This is a genomic window from Modestobacter sp. SYSU DS0511 (assembly GCF_054050755.1).
Genome location: NZ_JBJGZY010000008.1, coordinates 83,210 through 101,561 on the forward strand (window position 1 = coordinate 83,210; position 18,352 = coordinate 101,561).

Below are 18,352 nucleotides of genomic sequence, written 5' to 3' on the forward strand. Positions count from 1 at the left end.
GACTTTGTCCGACAGACTGAAGTCGACCGTTCGCAACACGACCGATACGGGGGCAGGCGTGGGGTTCCAGACGCCGCTATACGAGCTGAGCGAGTACTTGAAGTGGACGACAAGCGGCAAGATCCAGCTGCCGGACTTCCAGCGGGGCTATAAGTGGGAGGACGAGCGGATCCGGCAGTTGCTGGTCACGGTCCTGCGGGGTCACCCGCTAGGCGTCGTGATGCTGCTGCGCACCGGCAACGACCAGATCCGGTTCAAGCCGCGCCCCGTGGAGGGCGTGACGCCGCCGTCCGAAGCTGCGGCCGACTTGCTCCTGCTTGACGGTCAGCAGCGGCTGACGTCGCTGACCCAGGCCCTCACCGGCGACGGCGTGGTTGCCACCGAGGACAGCCGCGGCAAGAAGATGACCCGCCGCTACTACGTGGACATGAAGACCGCCCTGCTCGGCGAGGACCGGATGGATGAGGCGGTGGTCTCCGTACCGGGGGACGGTGTCGTGCGTTCCAACTTCGGTAAGGACGTCGACCTCGATCTGTCCGACGCGGACAAGGAGCGGGCCGAAGGCTACTTCCCCGTCCGCCTCCTCTTCGCCGGTGCGGACACCGTGACGTGGCTGTTCGCGATGGAGGACAAGGACCTGGCGAGCCGGTTCCACGCCTCGGTCGTGCAGCCCGCAGGCACCTACAACATCCCGGCCATCGAACTGGACACCGCCACCAGCAAGTCGGCCGTGGCCACCGTGTTCGAGAAGGTCAACACGGGCGGCCTGGCGCTCAACGTGTTCGAGTTGCTCACCGCGACGTTCGCCGGGGACAAGGCCTTCTACGACAAGCACGGTGAGGACTTCCGGCTCAACGACGACTGGCGCGAGACGCAGCTCAAGTTCGCCGGCTACCCGGCGCTGTCCGCCGTGGAGAACACGGACTTCCTGCAGGCCGTCACCATGCTCACCACGTTGCAGCGCAATCGAGCCGACAGCTCCGAGAGGCCACCCGCCGTGTCGGCCAAGCGGGAAGACGTCCTCAAGCTGGAGCTGACGGACTACCTGACGTGGCGCGACCCGCTCCGGGAAGCCTTCATCTGGGCGTCCACCTTCCTCGCGGATCTGCACATCTTCGACACCCGATTCCTGCCGTACCCGAAGCAGCTCGTCCCCCTGGCGGCGCTCAAAGTGGAACTCGGCAAGGATGCCGATCTCATCGGGGTGCGCGACCGACTGCGGCAGTGGTACTGGTGCGGCATCTTGGGCGAGCTGTACGGCAGCGCGATCGAGACCCGGTTCGTCCGCGACATCGAGCAGGTCCCGGCGTGGTCCCGGCAGCAGCCGGAAGCCGTGACGCCGAAGACGGTCCAGGACGCCAACTTCGTGGAGTCCCGACTGCACTCACTGCGCACGCGCGGTGCGGCTGCCTACAAGGGCATCTACGCCCTTCTACTCGGCAACGGGGCACATGACTGGATGAAGGGCCAGGCGCTGGACAAGGTGCAGTACGTCAACCTGGCCGTCGACATCCACCATGTCTTCCCGCAGAAGTGGTGCCTCGACAACAACATCGACGACGAGCGTCGGGAGAGCATCGTCAACAAGACGCCGCTGTCGGCGGAGACCAACCGTACGATCGGCGGCAGCGACCCGGCGATCTACCTGAAGCTCATCGAGAAGAAGGCCGGTGTAGATGCGGAACGCGTCGACGGCCTGCTGGGCACCCATCTGGTGGATGCGGAGGCCCTGCGGGCTGGCAACTTCGACGCCCACTTCACCCGCCGGCGGGAAGCTCTCGTGCGGCTCGTCGAGAAGGCCATCGGCAAGACGGTGCAGCGCGACATCAGTGCCGGGGAGCCGGGGGAAACGCTGGACCACTTCGACGAAACCAACGCCGCTGTCGCGGAGGATCACGCGGATCTCGTCGCGGGCGGTACGCCCAAAGACGAGGCGTAGGAGGAACCACGATGACGGGGGATCCTGTGTCGACTGAGATGACGCCATATGACGAGCGCGCGTGGGCGGAGATAGTTGAGTGGCGTCAAGACCGACTCACGGCCCGGACGCGACGAAGGCTGCCGGCCGCGGTGCGAGACCGCGCGGTGATGGCAGGTCAGAACGCGAAGGCGAAGTTCGATGCGCTGCAGGGCGCGCACGGCCCGGGTGGTGACGGCCTGCCGGGGCGTCCCGGCTTTTCGGTCAGCTGGCCTCGACGGTCCCCGGCACGTGCTCGCTGCGACCTGCGCCGACCCAGGTGTCGAAGCCGCCCAACTCGACCTTCGCGACGGCAGCCCAGTCCGCGGGCACGAACACGTGGTCGATCTGGAACGGCTGATCCGGCCGGCGGTGGTGGAAGTACGTCGCCTCGGTGGGCTGCTCGCTTGAGTGGAGCGCACGGGCCACCCGGTAGGCGTCCACCAGGCCCAGGTCGGCGAGCGGGCGCTCGACCCGGTCGTACGCCTTCTGGCTGGAGGAGATCGGTGCGTTGAGATCGCCGGCCAGCGCGGTCGGCTCCTCAGCGGAGAACTGGTCGATCCAGTCGACGGCCTAGTCGAGCTGCGCGACGTAGCCAGGCGTCCCCGGGAGGACCACCGTCCAGACCGCCACCAGCGTGAACGACGTCGGACCGCTGACCCGCACCGGCAGCAACCACGCTGGCGCGGACCCGATGTCCTCGTGCACCGCCACCGACCACGGTTCGCGGGCGACGACCGTCAGCTCCTTCGAGCTCTCCGGCCACACCCGCTGGCCGAGCCCGGTCACGGACCGGCTGTCAGCGGTCCGCGGCCAGGCCGCCGGCGTCGTGCCCTCGCAGACGACGGTCAAGTCGACGTCCAGGTCGAGCAGGTGCGGCAGGTTGGCGTCGAACTTCCCGCAGCAGTTCCAGGTGCCGAGCTTCACCCGGGGATCACAACAGTCAGACGCCGGTCACTGAAGCCGACTCACCCGGAGGAGCGGCACGGTCCCGAGCTCCGCCGGAACGCGCGACCGCATCGAGGTCGCGCCTTCCAGAATCGCACCGTCCTGGCGCTCGCTGGCCTGGTCAACTGGCTGCGCGGAACTCTTCGTACCGCTGCTCCAAGCGCTCGCCATCTGGCTGAGCGGTCCGCTGGCGCGGCACGGTGATGCGCACGCCGGCCATCTCCTGGATGCCGTGCTTGAGCATCGGCCCGTCGACCTCGGCGAGGATGTCCCGGCGTACGTCGATCACGAGGTCGGGGCGCACGCCGATGATGTTCCGGTCGTAGGCGGCATGGTGGATCTTGCACAGCGCCAGGCCGTTTGGGACGACGGGCAGCCCGCCTTCGTCGGCGTCGCGGACGATGTGGGCCGCGTCCAGCAGGTCGGCGTGCTTCAGCCGGCAAATGGCGCACTGCGTCTCGTAGGCCTGCAGCACCCGGGCACGGAAAACCGGCTGGTGCAGTCGTACCCGCGTCAGCCGCTCCAGGTACGAGCGCCGATCGGGCGTCAGCCTCTCGACCAGCTCGGGGTCCACCAGGCGCTGAGCCTCGTCGATCGCTACCAGGAACGCCTGCTGCTCGGGTCGCTCGCCGACGATGAACACCGGGAAGTGCGCCTGGTAGACGCTCTTGGCCACGCCGATGAAGTAGGCCAGGGGGCACTGTTCTTGCATCGCCGTGCGCAGCGCTCGGTTGTCCGAGTGGTTCGGGTCGGTACCGCGGTAGGCGTACTTGATCAGCCCGCCCGTTGCAATGTCGTCCTGGTACGGCGGCATCTGATTCGGTGCGGTGAAGGTCGTGCGGATGGTGAGCGCGGCGTCCAGCTCGGCCGGCTTCCAGATGCCGGGCTGCACGACCAGCTTTATCGCGCGATCGCCAACGGTGAAGGTGTTCAGGTCCGCTGACCGCACGCCCTCCGGGTGTAGCTCGGTGAGGCGTCGCAGATGGTCGAACATCGCAGTTCGCACCTGCGCGTCATCCAGCACTTCGTGTCCCCCGCCTCATCATGCTCCTTGTGCAGGCACCGTCTCACCGAAGGCCATCAGCCAAGGGTGGACACGCTCAAAGGCGCAGGCGCAGGCGCAGGCGCTGGGCGAACGGGTGACCTTGGGGGGACGCCACTCAGCCTCCCCATCCCCGTCGAAGGCCGTCGGCGTGAGTACTGATCCGCCATGACTCTTGAGTCAGGGGCGCGGTGGTTCGTCGGCCTGTGTTCCACGGGTCTCGTGTGTCCCAAGGGGCGACCTGTGCTCCGCCCGGGCGATGCGCCGGCCTGTCCCGGCCGTTTCGCGCACATCGCGCCCTAGCGTCGCCGAGCCGAATGTTCGTAGCCATGGAAGGTGCTCTCGATGACTGTTGCCACGTCCCCTGACGACCGCTCGTCCAACGTGGCGAAGGCGGGGCAGGAGCTCGTCGAACAGTTGTTGAAGGTCGGTATCAACGGCTTCGGGCCGTTCAAGAGCGCTGCTGAATCGGCTGCGGAGGCGCTGTCGGGGCGAACGACCGAGCAGGCGGTGAGCGCCCTCGTCCGCAATCACGCGGCTGCCGCTGGCGCGCAGGGCTTCGTGACCAACCTCGGTGGCTTCATCGCCATGCCTCTCACCCTCCCCGCGAACGTCGGCGCGTCCTACCTGGTGCAAACCCACCTGGCTGGTGCCATCGCCGCTGTGCACGGGCATGACCTCGACAGCGAGGAGGTCCGCACCGCTGTGCTCCTCTGCCTGGTCGGCAATGCGGGCGCCGAGGTGCTCAAGCAGGTCGGGGTCAAGGTCGGAACCCAGGTGAGCATGACCGTGATCAAGCGGATCCCCATCACGGTGATCCGTCAGATCAACAAGAAGGTCGGCTTCATGCTCGTCGCCAAGTACGGCACCAAGCGCGCGGTGATCACTCTGGCCAAGGGCGTTCCCCTCGTTGGTGGAGCCGTCGGCGGAGGCATGGACGCAACGGCTACCTGGGCGGTCGGCTCCCTCGCGGACAAGGCGTTCACCGTGGACCAGGACTCTGCCGAGACAGCGAGCCTGGCGCCAGCGTGACGCTCGCCCGGCTATCGGATGGATGGCTTGAACAGCCCGTCGGCCTCCCGCATGTGGCCCCTGTGCTGCGTGGGGCAGGCGGCCACCCCATCCGGTGACTCATCGCTCCTGCTGCCTCGAAACGTCACGGGGAGATGGCAGGGTCCGTTCCGTATCGACGGCGGAGTCGAGCGCGCACACGGGGAGCAACGCATGCAGATGTCCGATGCCATGGACAGCAGGCCTGAACCCGGGCCTGTGAACCGGTGGGCTCAGTGAGCGCCCTCCTCGAGCCTGCGGCTGCGACCCGGGTAGCTGCGCATCCGGCGCACGAGTCGGAGCAGGCCTACGTGACACGCGCGTACGAGCTTCTCGACAAGGGCCTGGCCAGCGTCGAGGTCACGTACCAGAGCTATCAAGAGGGCAACCGAGCGACGGCCCACGCGGTCAGGCGGGCACTGGAGGTGCTTCGGAACGCCCGGGGGTCCGGCCAGCTGGTGTTCGGTCGGGTCGACCGTGACGGCGAGCCGCTCTACATCGGACGGCGAAGGGTCCACGACGAGACCAAGGAACTCGTCGTCGCCAGCTGGCACGCGCCCGCCGCACAGGTCTTCTACGAGGCCAGCCCGATCGACTCCCGCGGACTCGAGCTCAAGCGCGTCTTCATCGAGCAGGACCGCGTCCTGGCACAGGTGGTCGACGAGATCACCGCTGTCTCGGTCAGCGACGTCGCGAAGGGCGAGGACGGCGCGCCGACCCCGGTCAGCGACGCCCTGCTCATCGAGCTGGACCGTTCGCGTGACGGCGCGATGCGCGAAGTCGTCGCCACCATCCAGGCCGAGCAGTTCCGCATCATCCGGGCGCCTCGCAACCAGGTGCTCGTCGTCCAGGGAGGCCCCGGGACCGGCAAGACGGTCGTCGGGCTGCACCGCGCCGCATGGCACGCGTTCAACGACGCGGAGTTGCGGCGGGCCGGCATCCTCGTCGTGGCGCCGTCCACCGCCTTCCTGAGCTACATGAGCGGTGTCCTGCCGTCCCTCGATGCGTCCGACATCCTCCAGGTCGACCTCGCGTCTCTGTATGCCGGCGAGGCGGCCGCGGCGCGCGCGGACTCGGCCGAGGCAGCCCGCGTCAAGGGCAGCGCAGCGATGGCCTCGGTGCTGCGCCGAGCACTCGATGCGCGTCGCGGTTGGACCGAGGGCGACCTCGAGTTCTCGCTCGGGGGTGCCAAAGCAGTGCTGCCTGCTGCGCGCATCCGTGCACTCGCCGACGACGCGGCCGCGCGCGACCTGCCGCACAATCAGGCGCGTGACCTGCTGCGGCAGTCGTTGTCAGCCGCCGCCTTCGCCGCCTATGTCGAGGCGCAAGCCGAGGCAGGCCGAGCGGTCATCGCGACAGAACCCGCCATCCGGCGGCTCTCGACGTTCACCAACGCCCTCGACCGCATGTGGCCGACGTTCACCGCGGAAGAGCTGCTCCGCGGGCTGTACGGGACGCAGTCGTGGCTGGTCGACGCGACCACCGGCGTCCTCTCCGCCGACGAGCGAGCCCGCCTCTACCGCGAGCCCCAGGCCACCATCGGTGACGAGCCCTGGACGGTCGACGACCTGTTCTGCCTCGACGAGCTCTCGCATCTGCTCAACGGAGAGGTCCGCACCTACGGTCACGTCGTCGTCGACGAAGCGCAGGACCTCTCCCCGATGCAGGCCCGGGCGCTGGCTCGCCGCTGCCCCGAAGGGTCGTTCACCGTCCTGGGTGACCTCGCGCAGGCGACCGGCGCCTGGATCCGGGACGACTGGACGGAGCTGACCGAACACCTCGCGACCACCGCAGCGACCGTCGAGACGCTGAGCATCGGTTATCGGGTGCCGGCCGAGGCGCTGGCGCTCGCAGCCCGCTTGCTCCCGTTCATCGCCCCCGACCTGTCCGCGCCGCGGTCGGTTCGCATCGGCGCTGGCGCACCGACCGTCCACCTGGACGACGTCGAGCCAGCGAGTGACCGCGCGCTGCGGCTCGCTCTCCTGGACGTCGCGCAGGGCATGAAGACCGCGATTGTCGTCCCGGACCAGTCCTTTGATGACCTGCTCCCGGCCTACAGCGCCGTCGATGGCTCCACGGGGGACGGTCGGGCCGGCGACTTCGGCAAGCCGCTCACCATCGTGCCGGCTTCTCTCGTCAAGGGGCTGGAGTTCGACTCCGTCGTCGTGCTCAACCCGACCGAGCTCTCTCGGGCGACCACGGACGGGCAACGGCTGCTCTACGTCGCCATGACCCGCTGCACCCAGGTGCTCCGGCTGGTGGATGGGGACGATCTCCCGGACGGGCTCACCCACCTGTTGCCGCCCCGTCAGGACAGCCTGTTCGAGGACCCGAGCACCCCAACGGCTGAGGCGCCGAACGATGAGCCGGCTGATGAGCCGACTCTCGTGCCGTCGGACTCGCTCCACGATCTCATCGCATCCCTCGACGACGACGACCGACAGCTCGTGACGGACCTCGTGCGCCGACTCGTGCAAGGAGGGTCCCGTGACACGGTCTTCTGAACAACCCGCAGGCTCCGGGTCCACAGCTCTCGGCCTCACGGACAGCCTCGAGAAGAAGCTGCGCCGGCAGATCGAGGAGTGGCGCGCCGCGCTCGTCGCTGTTGACGGCCGGCAGCGACTCGTCTACTTCAAGCACGTCCAGACTGCGTCACTCGAGATCGCGGCCCCCCGGCTCGAAGGACTGCTGGACGTGGTGGCCGGTGGCAGCGCGGTGGTCACCTCAGCGGAGGCCAGCGAGGAGGACCCGGACCAGCTCCCGGCTCTTCGATCGGACCGGCCGCGGATCGACGTCGGGAACAAGACGCCCGAAAAGCTCCCAGGCGCGTTGCGGCGGCTGGACCAGGTCAGTCAGAGCACGTACGCCGACAGGGGCTTCTGGAGTCTCTACGTCGGTGCGGGTTTCCTCCGCTGGCTGGACCCGGATGACAAGCCGGTCGACAGCCCGTTGCTCCTGGTGCCCGTGCAGCTCCACCGCGAGGGCGACGCCGGCACGTGGTCGCTGGGACCGGCGGAGGAGGACGTCGTCCTCAACCCGGCGCTCCAGCTCTTGATGGAGCAGAACTACGGGGTCAAGCTCCCGGCTCCTGACGCAGACGGAGTCGCCATCGCGGACTACCTGGCCGAGGTGGCTTCGGCGATCGCCGAGCAGCCCGGTTGGGCCGTCGTCGAGCGAGCAGTCCTGACCAACTTCAGCTTTCACAAGGAGGCCATCTTCCGGGACCTGCTCGACCACGAACAGCAGGTCCTCGTGCACCCGATGGTGCAGCTGTTGGCCCTCGGACCGGACTCTCCGACGGGCGAGCGATTCGGCTTCGAGCCCGTCCACCCGGACGACGTCGACCGGGTCACTCCGCCCGAGCAGCTGATGAGCATCCTGGATGCCGACAGCAGCCAGCGGCGATGCATTCTCGCGGCGCGCGATGGGCGCAGCTTCGTCATGGACGGCCCGCCGGGTACCGGCAAGAGCCAGACGATCGCGAACATCATCGTCGAGCTGATGGCCTCTGGGCGGTCGGTCCTCTTCGTCAGTGAGAAGGCCGCTGCCCTCGACGTCGTCCGCAACCGCTTGGCGGACAAGCAGCTCAGCCCGTTCCTGCTCGAGCTCCACAGCCATGCGGCCACCCGCAAGCAGGTCGCCGCGGAGCTGCACCGTGCCTTGACCACGTCACCGCGCGCGACTCCGCGGTTCAGCGACGTGGAGCGTTCGACCCTCGTGCAAGATCGGGTCGCACTCACGGCCCACGCGGAGGCGATGAACGAGGTCCGCAAGCCCCTCGGACGCAGCTTGTTCGACGTCCTCGGTCGAGTCGTCCACCTGGAGGGATACCGGGACGTCGCTGTGCCCGTGTCCAGTGCCTGGGCTGATCTGGACGACGGGACCTTCGCGGCCATCCTCGACCGCGCTGCGCGAATCGCACGAGTCTGGCAGCCGGTTCTCGAGGGGGACGCCTTCCTCTGGCGAGACCTCGCGGATGCGGCTGATGGCCAGTTCGACGTGGACGGCATGCGCCGTTCTGCACAGCAGGCGCGGGATGCCGTCGCCGGTCTCCGGGCACGATGTGCGGCGGTCGACGAAGACCTGGGCATGTCGTTCGGGGTCCGGCACCAGGACGTGGAGCGGCGGCGTCACGTCCTCGAGCTCGTCGAGGCTCTTCCTGATGCGGCGCCGGTCTCGTGGTTGTCAGTCGACGACGCTGACCTCACGGCCTTCGGTGTCCGCGCAGCGGAACTGAGGACCTGGATCGGCGACTACCAGGCGGTCACCTCGCAGCTGGAACGAGAGGCCGGCCCGCGGCACGGGGAGCTGGACAGTGACCGCGGCAACGACATGGATGCTCTGCTCGACCCGGCGGAGATGAGCTGGGCCCCCGGCGGTGCAGTGACGGCCTCGGAATCGCGGCGGCTGCTCCAGTGGCTGACCCAGCTGCCGGAACGACTCGTCGAGATCAACGGCATCACCCAACGACTGGGTGCCGCGCTCGGCTTCGGGACCGAGGGCCCGACCCTGTCGGTTGCTGCTCGCCTGGCCGACCTGGCGGCTCTCGGTGCGGTCACCGCGCGACCGCTGACCCCTTGGTTCAACCCCAACCTGCACGCGGCACTCGAAGAGTCCGAGCGAGTGCTGGGCATGTTGGTGACCAGCATGCGGAGTCGGCGCACAGCTCTCGAGGGTGTGTTCGGCCCGGATGCGCTGGAGCTGGATCTCGCGGCACTCGACCACCGGTTCCGTGAAGTCCACACCGGAATCCGTCGTTGGTCCGGTTCGGCGCGCGCCGATCGCAAACAACTGAGAGCGGTGACTGTCTCCGGCAAGGTCACACCTGACGTCCTCGCGCTCCTGGGTGAGGCAGCCGAGTGGCAGCGCGCCGAACGTGCGCTCGACCAGGGAGAGGTCGATCACGCAGCTCGCCTCGGCTCCTACTACCGCCGGGGTGACACGGACTTCGGTCGGTTGTCGTCGGCCATCGACGTCGCTCGCAATGCCGTCCGGCTGGCGGGTGACGACCTCGACATGCGAGCTCTCGCGAGCCAGTTGGGTGAGGACGGCGAGCCCGACCCGCTGCTCACCAGACTGGGTGGCCAGCTGCGGGACCTCGTGGCGCAACTGCACGAAGAGATCCAGCAGCGGCTCGGTGAGTTCGCATTCGCGGCGATGGTCATGTCACTCCACCAGCTGGGGGAGTGGTGCGCCGAAGCAGCCAGCGCATTCGGGCCCGGGGTCGAAGCAGCCGAGCACGTTGCGCTCGTGACGGGGCGAGACATCACCGTGCACGAGACCCAGAGCCTTCTTCGGACAGCCCGCCGCCGGGACGACGCAGGGGCGCGCATCTTCGAGGCGTACGAGGCAGACCAGGCCATGCTCGGCCCCTCCTACCGCGCCCTGGACACGGAGTGGAGTGACCTCGACGGTGCACTGGCGTGGACACGAGATCTTCGGGAGCAGCTCGGCGGGCCGGTCGCTCCTGTCGTTGCCGAGCGGTTGGCATCCCCAAGTCTCACTGCACGTGATCTCGCCGAACTCGTCGACCGCTGGGCTGCTGCGTCCGAGAAGGTCCTGGGCCTCTTCCAGGACGACCGTGCGCGTGAGCTGAGCGCCGCTTTCGCGGCGGATCTTGAGGACGCCGAGCAGCTGCTCGGGGAGATGACCGAACGAGCGGCTACTGACATCGAGGACTGGAGCCAGTACACGCGGTTGAGTGCGTGGTTCGGTGAGCACGGACTCGGCGGCGTCGTCGCGGAGCTGGTGGACCGCGTCACCCCCGCCGCCGACGTCCTCCCATCGATCGAGCGCGCGACGTCGGTGGCGTGGGTCGACGCGACGGTGCGGTCAGACGATCGGCTGGCGCGCTACCGGGCTGCGGACCGCGACGCGCTGGTCGCGGACTTCCGCGTGCTCGACCGTCGGCAGGTCGATGATCGGTACGCCGGGGTGGTCTCCCAGTGCGCGGCTCGGCGCCCCAGCTCGAACGGCAGCAGGGCGGCGTCCGTCATCAGCCGCGAGGCAGCGAAAAAGACGCGACACAAGCCGATCCGGCAGTTGCTCGCGGAGACCCGGTCGCTGGTGCAGGACCTCAAGCCGTGCTTCATGATGAGCCCGCTGTCGGTGTCCCAGTTCCTTCCGGCGGACATGCGCTTCGACGTCGTCATCTTCGACGAGGCGTCACAGGTGCTGCCGTGGGACGCGATCAACTGCATCTACCGCGGTGACGCCCTGATCGTCGCGGGTGACGAGAAGCAACTCGAGCCCACCGCCTTCTTCACGGCTGGGGCCGGCAGCGAGGACTTCACCGAAGACGACGAGGAGGCCACGGACTCCTTCGAGTCGCTGCTCCTCCTCGCAAAGGCGTCTGGCGCATTGGCCAACCTGCCGCTCCTCTGGCACTACCGCAGCCAGCACGAGTCGCTGATCAGCTACTCGAACCACCGCGTCTACGAGGGCAAGTTGCACTCCTTCCCCGGCGCGACGTTCGAAGCGTCGGACCTCGGCGTCGAGGGCTTCGTCGTCGACGGCGTCTACAACCGGGGCACGACTCGCGACAACCCGGTCGAGGCGGAGTTCGTGGTGGACCGGGTGCTGCACCACGCGACGCTCCATCCCCATCTGTCCATCGGGGTGGTCGCTTTCAGCTCTCCGCAGGTCGATGCGGTCTTTGCAGCGATGGAACGCAGGGCGGTCGACGAGCCGGTCCTGCGAAGGCTGCTGAGTGACCACGACCGACTGGACGGCTTCTTCATCAAGAGCCTGGAGAGCGTGCAGGGCGACGAGCGCGACATCGTCGTCTTCACCGTCGGCTACGGCCCCGACGAGTTCGGCAAGATGACCATGAACTTCGGTCCGCTGAACCGAAAGCGTGGATGGCGGCGTCTCAACGTGGCCGTCACCCGTGCCCGCCGGCGAGTGGAGGTCGTCTCCTCCTTCCGGGCCGGACGGATCACGACCGACGAGTTCCCAGTGCCGAGCGACGAGCAGAACGGTGTCCCGCACCTCAAGAGCTATCTCGACTTCGCTGACCGCGGTCTTCCGGCGCTCGCCGTCGACTCCCGAGAGGGTTCCGTGGGTCCGGAGAGCCCGTTCGAGGAGGATGTGCTCGAGGTCGTCCGGGGCATGGGTTACGAGGTCGATCCGCAGGTCGGCAACGCCGGCTACCGCATCGACATGGCCGTGCGGCACCCCGAGCGCGCAGGTGAGTACGTGCTGGCCATCGAGTGCGATGGCGCGATGTACCACTCCGCAAAGGCAGCCCGCGACCGTGACCGGCTCCGCCAGCAGGTGCTGGAAGGGCTCGGGTGGCGCATGCACCGCATCTGGGGGCTCAGCTGGGCCCGGGATCGGCGCGGACAGATCGAGCAGCTCCAGGCAGCCATCGAGGCGGCGATCCGAGGGGAGAGCCCTGCCGCGCCAGCTGCCGACGGACAGCCAGCTCCAGCGGTCGTCCTGGAGGAGATCGACTTCGACGCCAAGCCCGACTGGGCGGTGGCATACCCGACCCATTCCGCATACGGGCGAAGCCCCGGTGAGCGCACCTGGGCGGCACCCAGTTCGGCAGACGCGCGGCCGGCCATGCGGGCCTACTTCGAGCGCGTCCTGCGCGTCGAAGCGCCGGTGCACCACGGCCGCCTGCTGGAGTACTTCCGCAACGACTGGCGAGTGGGACGCGTCGGCTCTGCCATCCAGCAGAACATCGACCTCGTGCTGTCCAAGGTCACCGTCGATGGTCGGAAAGTCATCCGGGACAGCGCTGACTTCCTGTCCCTGTCCGGAGTTGAGGTCGCCGTCGTCCGAGTTCCAACGGACGACGAGGGGATCCGCAAGATCGGCTGGGTCCCACCCGCTGAGCTTGAGTTGGCCGTCCTCCTCCTCGTGCGGGATGCGAGGTCCATGCACGCCACAGACCTCATGACTGCTATGTCCCGGCTGTTCGGCTGGCGCCGCCAAGGAACAGACATCCAGGCTGCACTGTCGGCGGCTGTGTCACGGCTCGAGCAGGCCGGCTCGCTGATCAACCACGGTGGTGAGCTGCGACTCGGGGACAGCCGCCCACCGCTGACCGCCAATGTGTCGACGAGCAAGTCGACGGACAGTCGCAGGGATGAGTCGCTGACCCTCTTCGAGGAGGAGTCGGTGCGGCCAACCGCCATCGGCGACATGCTCGACGCAGCGGGCCGGCTTCTCGACGCGCGTACGAGCGCCAACGAGGAGCAGCGGGCAGCAAGGCCCACAGGCAACGCACCGTCCAAGCGTCTGCGGAAGGCATTCGACGACCGTATCCGCGCCGATCTGGCATACATCAGAGCTGCCTGTGGTTACGAGCCGGCCTACTTCACAGGCCGTGTCGCCTCCATTGGCGCCCACCAGGCGGTCCGCGAACTGCTGGCAGACGACGACGCGCGCTTCAACTGGCGACGTCTGGTGAAGAGCTCCCTCTTGCACAAGAGTCCAGCGGCGAGCGTGCTCGACCCGGAGTTCTCCGAGCTGTTCTCGCGCGAGGAGCTGGCTGCGGCGCGGAAGCGGCTACGGGCGTTCGAGCTGACGGACGACGTGGAAATCATCTTGCGGAAGGCCGCGGAGTTGTGACCGCGGTTCACGAGGTGATGACAGCGCGGCGTCTGATCCGATGACGGTCACCTCCCGATTGCGGCTATTGCTAGACAACAACGTATGGTCGGCGATTGCCCTTGAGGGCACCGGAAGGTCCCTTGAGGAGATTGCTGACCGACATAACTGCGAGCTGATCGTCCCGCCGAGTGTACTGCTCGAAGTGCTCAAGACTCCGCAGCGTGCCACTCGAGATCGAATTGTTCGACTCCTTGCTCGTGGCCCCCGGAGGCGGCGGCTACAGACCGAGGCGCATCTCCAGTCGCTCGAGTACGTGAACGTCATACGGCGACGGCGACCCAAGATGATCCGTCCGTTACCTGACACCGGTGCGGTGGCGTCTCTGGATGCCTGGTGGCTCAAGCGGATCTATCGGCATGCAGTGGAGCAGTCTGACCTAGCTCACGAGTGGGCGGTGCAGACGGAGCCAGTGATCAATTCAGTCATGCTGAATCAGCAGGACAATCGGCAGCGATTCGTGGACAGTGGGCTAGTAGGCGATGATTTGACGACCCTTCTGGTCTCGAATCCTGCCTCACATAAAGAGCCAGATTGGGGTGGCTGGGATGGTCGGCCTATCGCAGCATGGCGTCTGGAGACCCGAGACCAATTGGCGCACAGCCTGCTCAGTCTGCGAGCTCGTGGGGCGTTAGGTGGGCCCAAGAACACCTTTGCGGACTGGGTTGGTGCTTACGTCGACCTTGACAGGTTGGCTGGCGACCTTCCCGGCTTCTCGCGGCTATGGCTTGAGGAGGTCGAGTCCGGAGAAGTGTTGCGCAGTTGGCTTCGGCGAACACTTGAGGTCGTTCAGTTGCGGCGCAAGGTGACTCATGGGAACCCTGTCGACAACCAGCATGCTGCCTACCTACCGGATTGCGATGTCTTCATCACCCGTGACAAGGCGTACGCCGCGGTTCTTGGTGAGGTTGCGGCGGCTGCGCCGCGCGCAGTAGGTCAAGTCCGCCTCTTGCGCCACGACGCTTCTCGGCGCGTTGTCGATGTGTTGGATCGTGAGATCTCGAACGCTGCGGGTTCAACGTGACTATCCAGCCATCCGTGCTGCGCTAAGTCGGCCGGCGACCAGCGGTCCGACTCGGTGCCGGCATGGACGTTCTGTCGGGGTCTGCTGCTTTACTCCGCACCCGGTCGCCGTCGGGGTGGCCGAGACGCGGGGAGGGCTCTTGAGCGAGTCGGTTGGCGTGCAGGTCGGGAAGTCGTGCCCGTCGTGTGGGCGGGAGGAGTCCATCCCGCTGGTCTGGGGGCTGCCCGGCCCCGCGGACTTCGAGCTCGCCGAACGAGGGCTCATCGCGCTGGGCGGCTGCATGCTCGGGCCGGACGAGCCGGTGCTGACCTGCCGCAGCTGCGGACTCAACGGGGGGCGCGATGAGCCCTCAGTCGAGGACGAGGACGTCCTCGACTGACTGCCGTGGGCTTCTCACCTGAGGACGCGCGCAGCGGTGGCGACCGGGTGGCGCCCGCAGGCGGTGCCATGCTGCGTCCTGCAATCAACGGGGATCACGGGGAGTCATGCAGGTGACCGGAGTACGGGAGTGACGGCGCGGCGGTATCCGGAGGAGCCGGCGTTCGCGTCGTACGCCGAGCACCTCTTCGCCGACGCGCTGCTCGAGCACCTGCCTGACGACGCCGTCGTCTTCTGCGGCCAGCGGTTCAGCGACCGCAAGGAGGACCGGGAGGCCGACCTCATCGTCGCCTGGCCCGGCGTCGGCATCGCCGTCGTCGAGGTCAAGGGCGGCAGCGTGTCCCTGCAGCACGGGGAGTGGCGGCAGTCCGGCCGCACCCGCGACAAGGTGATCCACCCGGTCGACCAGGCCCGGATCTGCAAGTACCTGTTGCGCGACTACCTCGACAAGCACCCGCGCTGGTCGGCCGGCAACCCGCGGCTCGGGCACCTCGTCGCGCTGCCGACCACCACCCTGCCTGACGACTTCCGGGCGCCGGACCTGCCACGGTGGATGGTCCTCGACCAGACCGACCTGCCCTACGCCGCCAGCCGGATCGAGACGGCGCTGCGCAAGCTGGTCGACGTCCCCGAGCCGCCCACGCACGCGGACGTCGACGCGCTGGTCGACTGCCTCGCCGGTGCGGCCATCCCGCAGCGGGACCTGGTCGCCGACCTCGCCGAGAGGGAGGCCGCCTGCGACCTGCTGACCCGCGAGCAGGCCGACGTCCTCGACCGGCTGGCGCTGCTCAACCGGGTCGAGATCCGCGGCGGCGCCGGATCGGGCAAGACCTGGCTGGCCATCGAGAAGGCACGCCGGCTGGCGAACGAGGGCAAGCGGGTCGCGCTCATGTGCTACTCGCGGGGCCTGGCCGAGTACCTCACCCGCCGGACCGAACAGCTGCGGCGGCGGGAGCGGCCGGCGTACGTCGGCACCTTCCACAACCTCGGCATCGGCTGGGGGGTGCCGGTGGGTTCGGACGACGACAGCGGCTACTGGGAGGAACTGCTACCCGACCGCATGATCGCGCTCGCCGGCGACCTGCCGGAGGGGGAGCGGTTCGACGCGATCGTCATCGACGAGGCGCAGGACTTCGCGCAGAGCTGGTGGGCCGCCGTCCTCGCCGCGCTGAAGCACCCGGGCGAGGGTTGCCTGTACGTCTTCGCCGACGAGGGGCAGCGGGTGTTCGCCCGGCAGGGCCGGCCGACGGTTGACCTGGTGCCGATCCCGCTGACGGAGAACCTGCGCAACACCAAGCAGATCGCCGGCACGTTCTCCAGCCTCGCGCCGGCGCAGATGCGCAGCCGCGGACAGCAGGGCGTGCCGGTGCGGTTCATCCAGTGCGCCACCGAGGACGCCGTCGGGGTCGCCGACGACGCCGCTGACGCCCTGCTCGAGGAAGGCTGGCCCCCGGAGTCGGTGGCACTGTTGACTACCTACAGCCGGCACCCGGTGCAGGTGGAGCGGCAGGCGCAGGGGCAGGACGCCTACTGGGCCACGTTTTGGGACGACGAGGACCTCTTCTACGGGCACGTCCTCGGCTTCAAGGGGCTGGAGCGGCCGGCCGTGGTGCTCGCCGTCAACGGATTCCGGCTCGAGGAGCGGGCGCGGGAGATGTTGTACGTCGGGCTCTCCCGCGCGCGGGACCTGCTCGTCGTCTGCGGTGACCTCGAGCTGATCGGCCGGGTCGGGGGCGAGGCCGTCGTCCGCCGGCTGACACAACCCTCACGGGTGACGACGCGGGCTGCGCAGGACCGGAGCCTGATGTCGTGAGCCGGCTCAACCACGACCGTCCAGTCCTCCGGGTCATCGACGCCGGTGGCGGCGAGCGGATCCGAACCATCGCGGAAGATCTCCGTGCAGCCCAGCGAGCGGACCGCATGCGGCACCGCCAGCTCCGCTGCACCAGCTGCGGGACGACCAAGAAGGTCGTGCTCCCATATCGAGCTTGTCGTGGCTGTTTGGCGGACACGCGGACGATCACGCAGGGCAAGAAGAAGCTCCGCTCCCTGGGAGGGGCCGGTGCCGCTGCTTCGAGCGCGGCCGCTGGTAGGTGCCAGGCCTCTATTGCGGCGGCAGAGGCGCGTATCGCACAGCGGAAGCGGACCAACTCCGGTCGCTCGCCGCAGGCCACCCCGAGAAGCGGCAGCCAGAAGACCGCTTCGCCGAGGCCAAACCTGCGAGCGGCCGAGCGCGCTGCGGAGGCTGCCCGGAAAGAGCTGCTTCTGGCTCGGACCGATTGGGAGCGCGACCTGCTCCGGGGGCGCCTCAAGAAGGCGCAAGAGGCGCTCGCCACAGCTCAGCGACTGGACCGTCAGCGACGTGCGCTGATGTGACGGGTCACTGACTAAGTCCGAGTTGCGTTGGACCTGAAAGCACCGCCAGGGGGAAACGCCCTGGGGATGAGTATCGGAGCAGAACCAGGACTGAGGCCCCATCCAGCGGCAGGTTGACCACGGCTTGCCGTAGCGCCGGCTGCTTCCTCCGCTCCAGCGGCCGCGGTCCGCGCCTTGATTCCCGGAGCGTCAGCTGACCTCGACGGTCACCGGCACGTGGTCGCTGCGGCCCGAACCGACCCAGGTGTCGAAGTCACCCACCTCGACCTTCGCCTCGTCCGCCCAGACCGAGGGCACGAGAACGTGGTCGATGTGGAACGGCTGGCCCTGCCGGCGGTGGTGGAAGTACGTCGCCTCGGTGGGCTGCTCGCCGAGCTCGAGCCCGCGGGCCGTTCGGTAGGCATCGACCAGGCCCAGATCGGCGAGCCGCCGCTCGACCCGGTCGTACGCCTTCTGGCTGGACGAGATCGGTGCGTTGAGGTCGCCGGCCAGCACGGTCGGCCCATCGACGGAGAACCGTTCGATCCAGTCGACGGCCTGATCGAGCTGCGCGACGTAGCTAGGAGTCCCCGGGAAGACCACGGTCCAGACCGCCACCAGCGTGAACGACGTCGGGCCGATGACCCGCACGGGCAGCGTCCACACCGGCGCCGAGTCGGCGTCCTCGTGCAGCGCCACCGACCACGGCGCCCGGGCGACCACCGCCAGCTCCTTCCAGCTGGCCGCCCACACCTGCCTGCTCAGGCCGGTCATCGCCCGGCCGTCCGGAGCCATGGGCCACGTGGCCGGAGCCAGCGCCTCGCACACCACGGCCACGTCGACGTCCAGGTCGAGCAGATGCCGCAGGTTGGCGTCGAACTTCCCGCAGCAGTTCCAGGTGGCGAGCTTCACCCCGCGATCAGACCAGTCGGCGCCTCCCGGCCGGAGCCGAGTCACCCGATGGGAGTCACCGCCGCAG

Annotated in this window: 12 protein-coding genes; 8 read left to right on the top strand and 4 right to left on the bottom strand. The window is 68.2% G+C overall.

Features of this window, described 5'->3' with window-relative positions; all coding sequences use genetic code 11:
* Positions 1 to 4 precede the first annotated feature (4 nt).
* Positions 5 to 1,939: a GmrSD restriction endonuclease domain-containing protein gene (locus tag ACI783_RS06095; protein WP_457139615.1), complete on the top strand. Its 1,935-nt coding sequence runs from the start codon at positions 5 to 7 to the stop codon at positions 1,937 to 1,939.
* A gap of 243 nt (positions 1,940 to 2,182) precedes the next feature.
* Here ACI783_RS06095 and ACI783_RS06100 read toward each other — a convergent pair whose 3' ends face one another.
* The 3 genes from ACI783_RS06100 to ACI783_RS06110 all read right to left on the bottom strand — a co-directional run bounded on the left by ACI783_RS06100 (position 2,183) and on the right by ACI783_RS06110 (position 3,929).
* A complete protein-coding gene (locus tag ACI783_RS06100; RefSeq protein ID WP_457139646.1) occupies positions 2,183 to 2,518 on the bottom strand; it encodes an endonuclease/exonuclease/phosphatase family protein in 336 nt (111 codons plus the stop codon).
* A gap of 12 nt (positions 2,519 to 2,530) precedes the next feature.
* The gene (locus tag ACI783_RS06105) at positions 2,531 to 2,884 is read right to left on the bottom strand and encodes a hypothetical protein (protein WP_457139616.1); all 354 of its coding nucleotides are present in this window, start codon (positions 2,882 to 2,884) and stop codon (positions 2,531 to 2,533) included.
* A gap of 142 nt (positions 2,885 to 3,026) precedes the next feature.
* Positions 3,027 to 3,929 (bottom strand): HNH endonuclease, encoded by a 903-nt coding sequence (locus ACI783_RS06110; protein WP_457139617.1) that lies wholly within the window; start codon positions 3,927 to 3,929, stop codon positions 3,027 to 3,029.
* Between the two features lie 363 nt (positions 3,930 to 4,292).
* On the opposite strand from ACI783_RS06110, the gene ACI783_RS06115 reads away from it, so the two are divergent.
* From ACI783_RS06115 to ACI783_RS06145, 7 genes are all read left to right on the top strand, one after another.
* On the top strand, positions 4,293 to 4,979 hold the full coding sequence (locus ACI783_RS06115) for an EcsC family protein (protein ID WP_457139618.1): 687 nt from the start codon (positions 4,293 to 4,295) through the stop codon (positions 4,977 to 4,979).
* 329 nt (positions 4,980 to 5,308) lie between these two features.
* On the top strand, positions 5,309 to 7,501 hold the full coding sequence (locus ACI783_RS06120) for an AAA family ATPase (protein ID WP_457139619.1): 2,193 nt from the start codon (positions 5,309 to 5,311) through the stop codon (positions 7,499 to 7,501).
* Positions 7,485 to 13,577, top strand: coding sequence for a DUF4011 domain-containing protein (locus ACI783_RS06125; RefSeq protein ID WP_457139620.1), 6,093 nt, complete (start codon positions 7,485 to 7,487; stop codon positions 13,575 to 13,577). The genes ACI783_RS06120 and ACI783_RS06125 overlap by 17 nt, the downstream gene beginning before the upstream one ends.
* A 325-nt stretch (positions 13,578 to 13,902) precedes the next feature.
* Positions 13,903 to 14,640 carry a hypothetical protein gene (locus tag ACI783_RS06130; RefSeq protein ID WP_457139621.1) on the top strand — a complete coding sequence of 246 codons (738 nt, stop codon included), beginning with the start codon at positions 13,903 to 13,905 and terminating at the stop codon, positions 14,638 to 14,640.
* 139 nt (positions 14,641 to 14,779) lie between these two features.
* Positions 14,780 to 15,019, top strand: a complete 240-nt coding sequence (locus tag ACI783_RS06135) for a hypothetical protein (protein WP_457139622.1) — start codon at positions 14,780 to 14,782, stop codon at positions 15,017 to 15,019.
* Positions 15,020 to 15,148: 129 nt separating this feature from the next.
* Entirely contained in the window at positions 15,149 to 16,831 is a 1,683-nt protein-coding gene (locus ACI783_RS06140) for an NERD domain-containing protein (RefSeq protein ID WP_457139623.1), read from the top strand.
* Complete coding sequence (locus ACI783_RS06145) at positions 16,828 to 17,394, top strand: hypothetical protein (protein WP_457139624.1); 567 nt, start codon at positions 16,828 to 16,830, stop codon at positions 17,392 to 17,394. The genes ACI783_RS06140 and ACI783_RS06145 overlap by 4 nt, the downstream gene beginning before the upstream one ends.
* A gap of 189 nt (positions 17,395 to 17,583) precedes the next feature.
* On the opposite strand, the gene ACI783_RS06150 is transcribed toward ACI783_RS06145, so the two are convergent.
* On the bottom strand, positions 17,584 to 18,285 hold the full coding sequence (locus ACI783_RS06150; RefSeq protein WP_457139625.1) for an endonuclease/exonuclease/phosphatase family protein: 702 nt from the start codon (positions 18,283 to 18,285) through the stop codon (positions 17,584 to 17,586).
* Between the last annotated feature and the right edge of the window lie 67 nt (positions 18,286 to 18,352).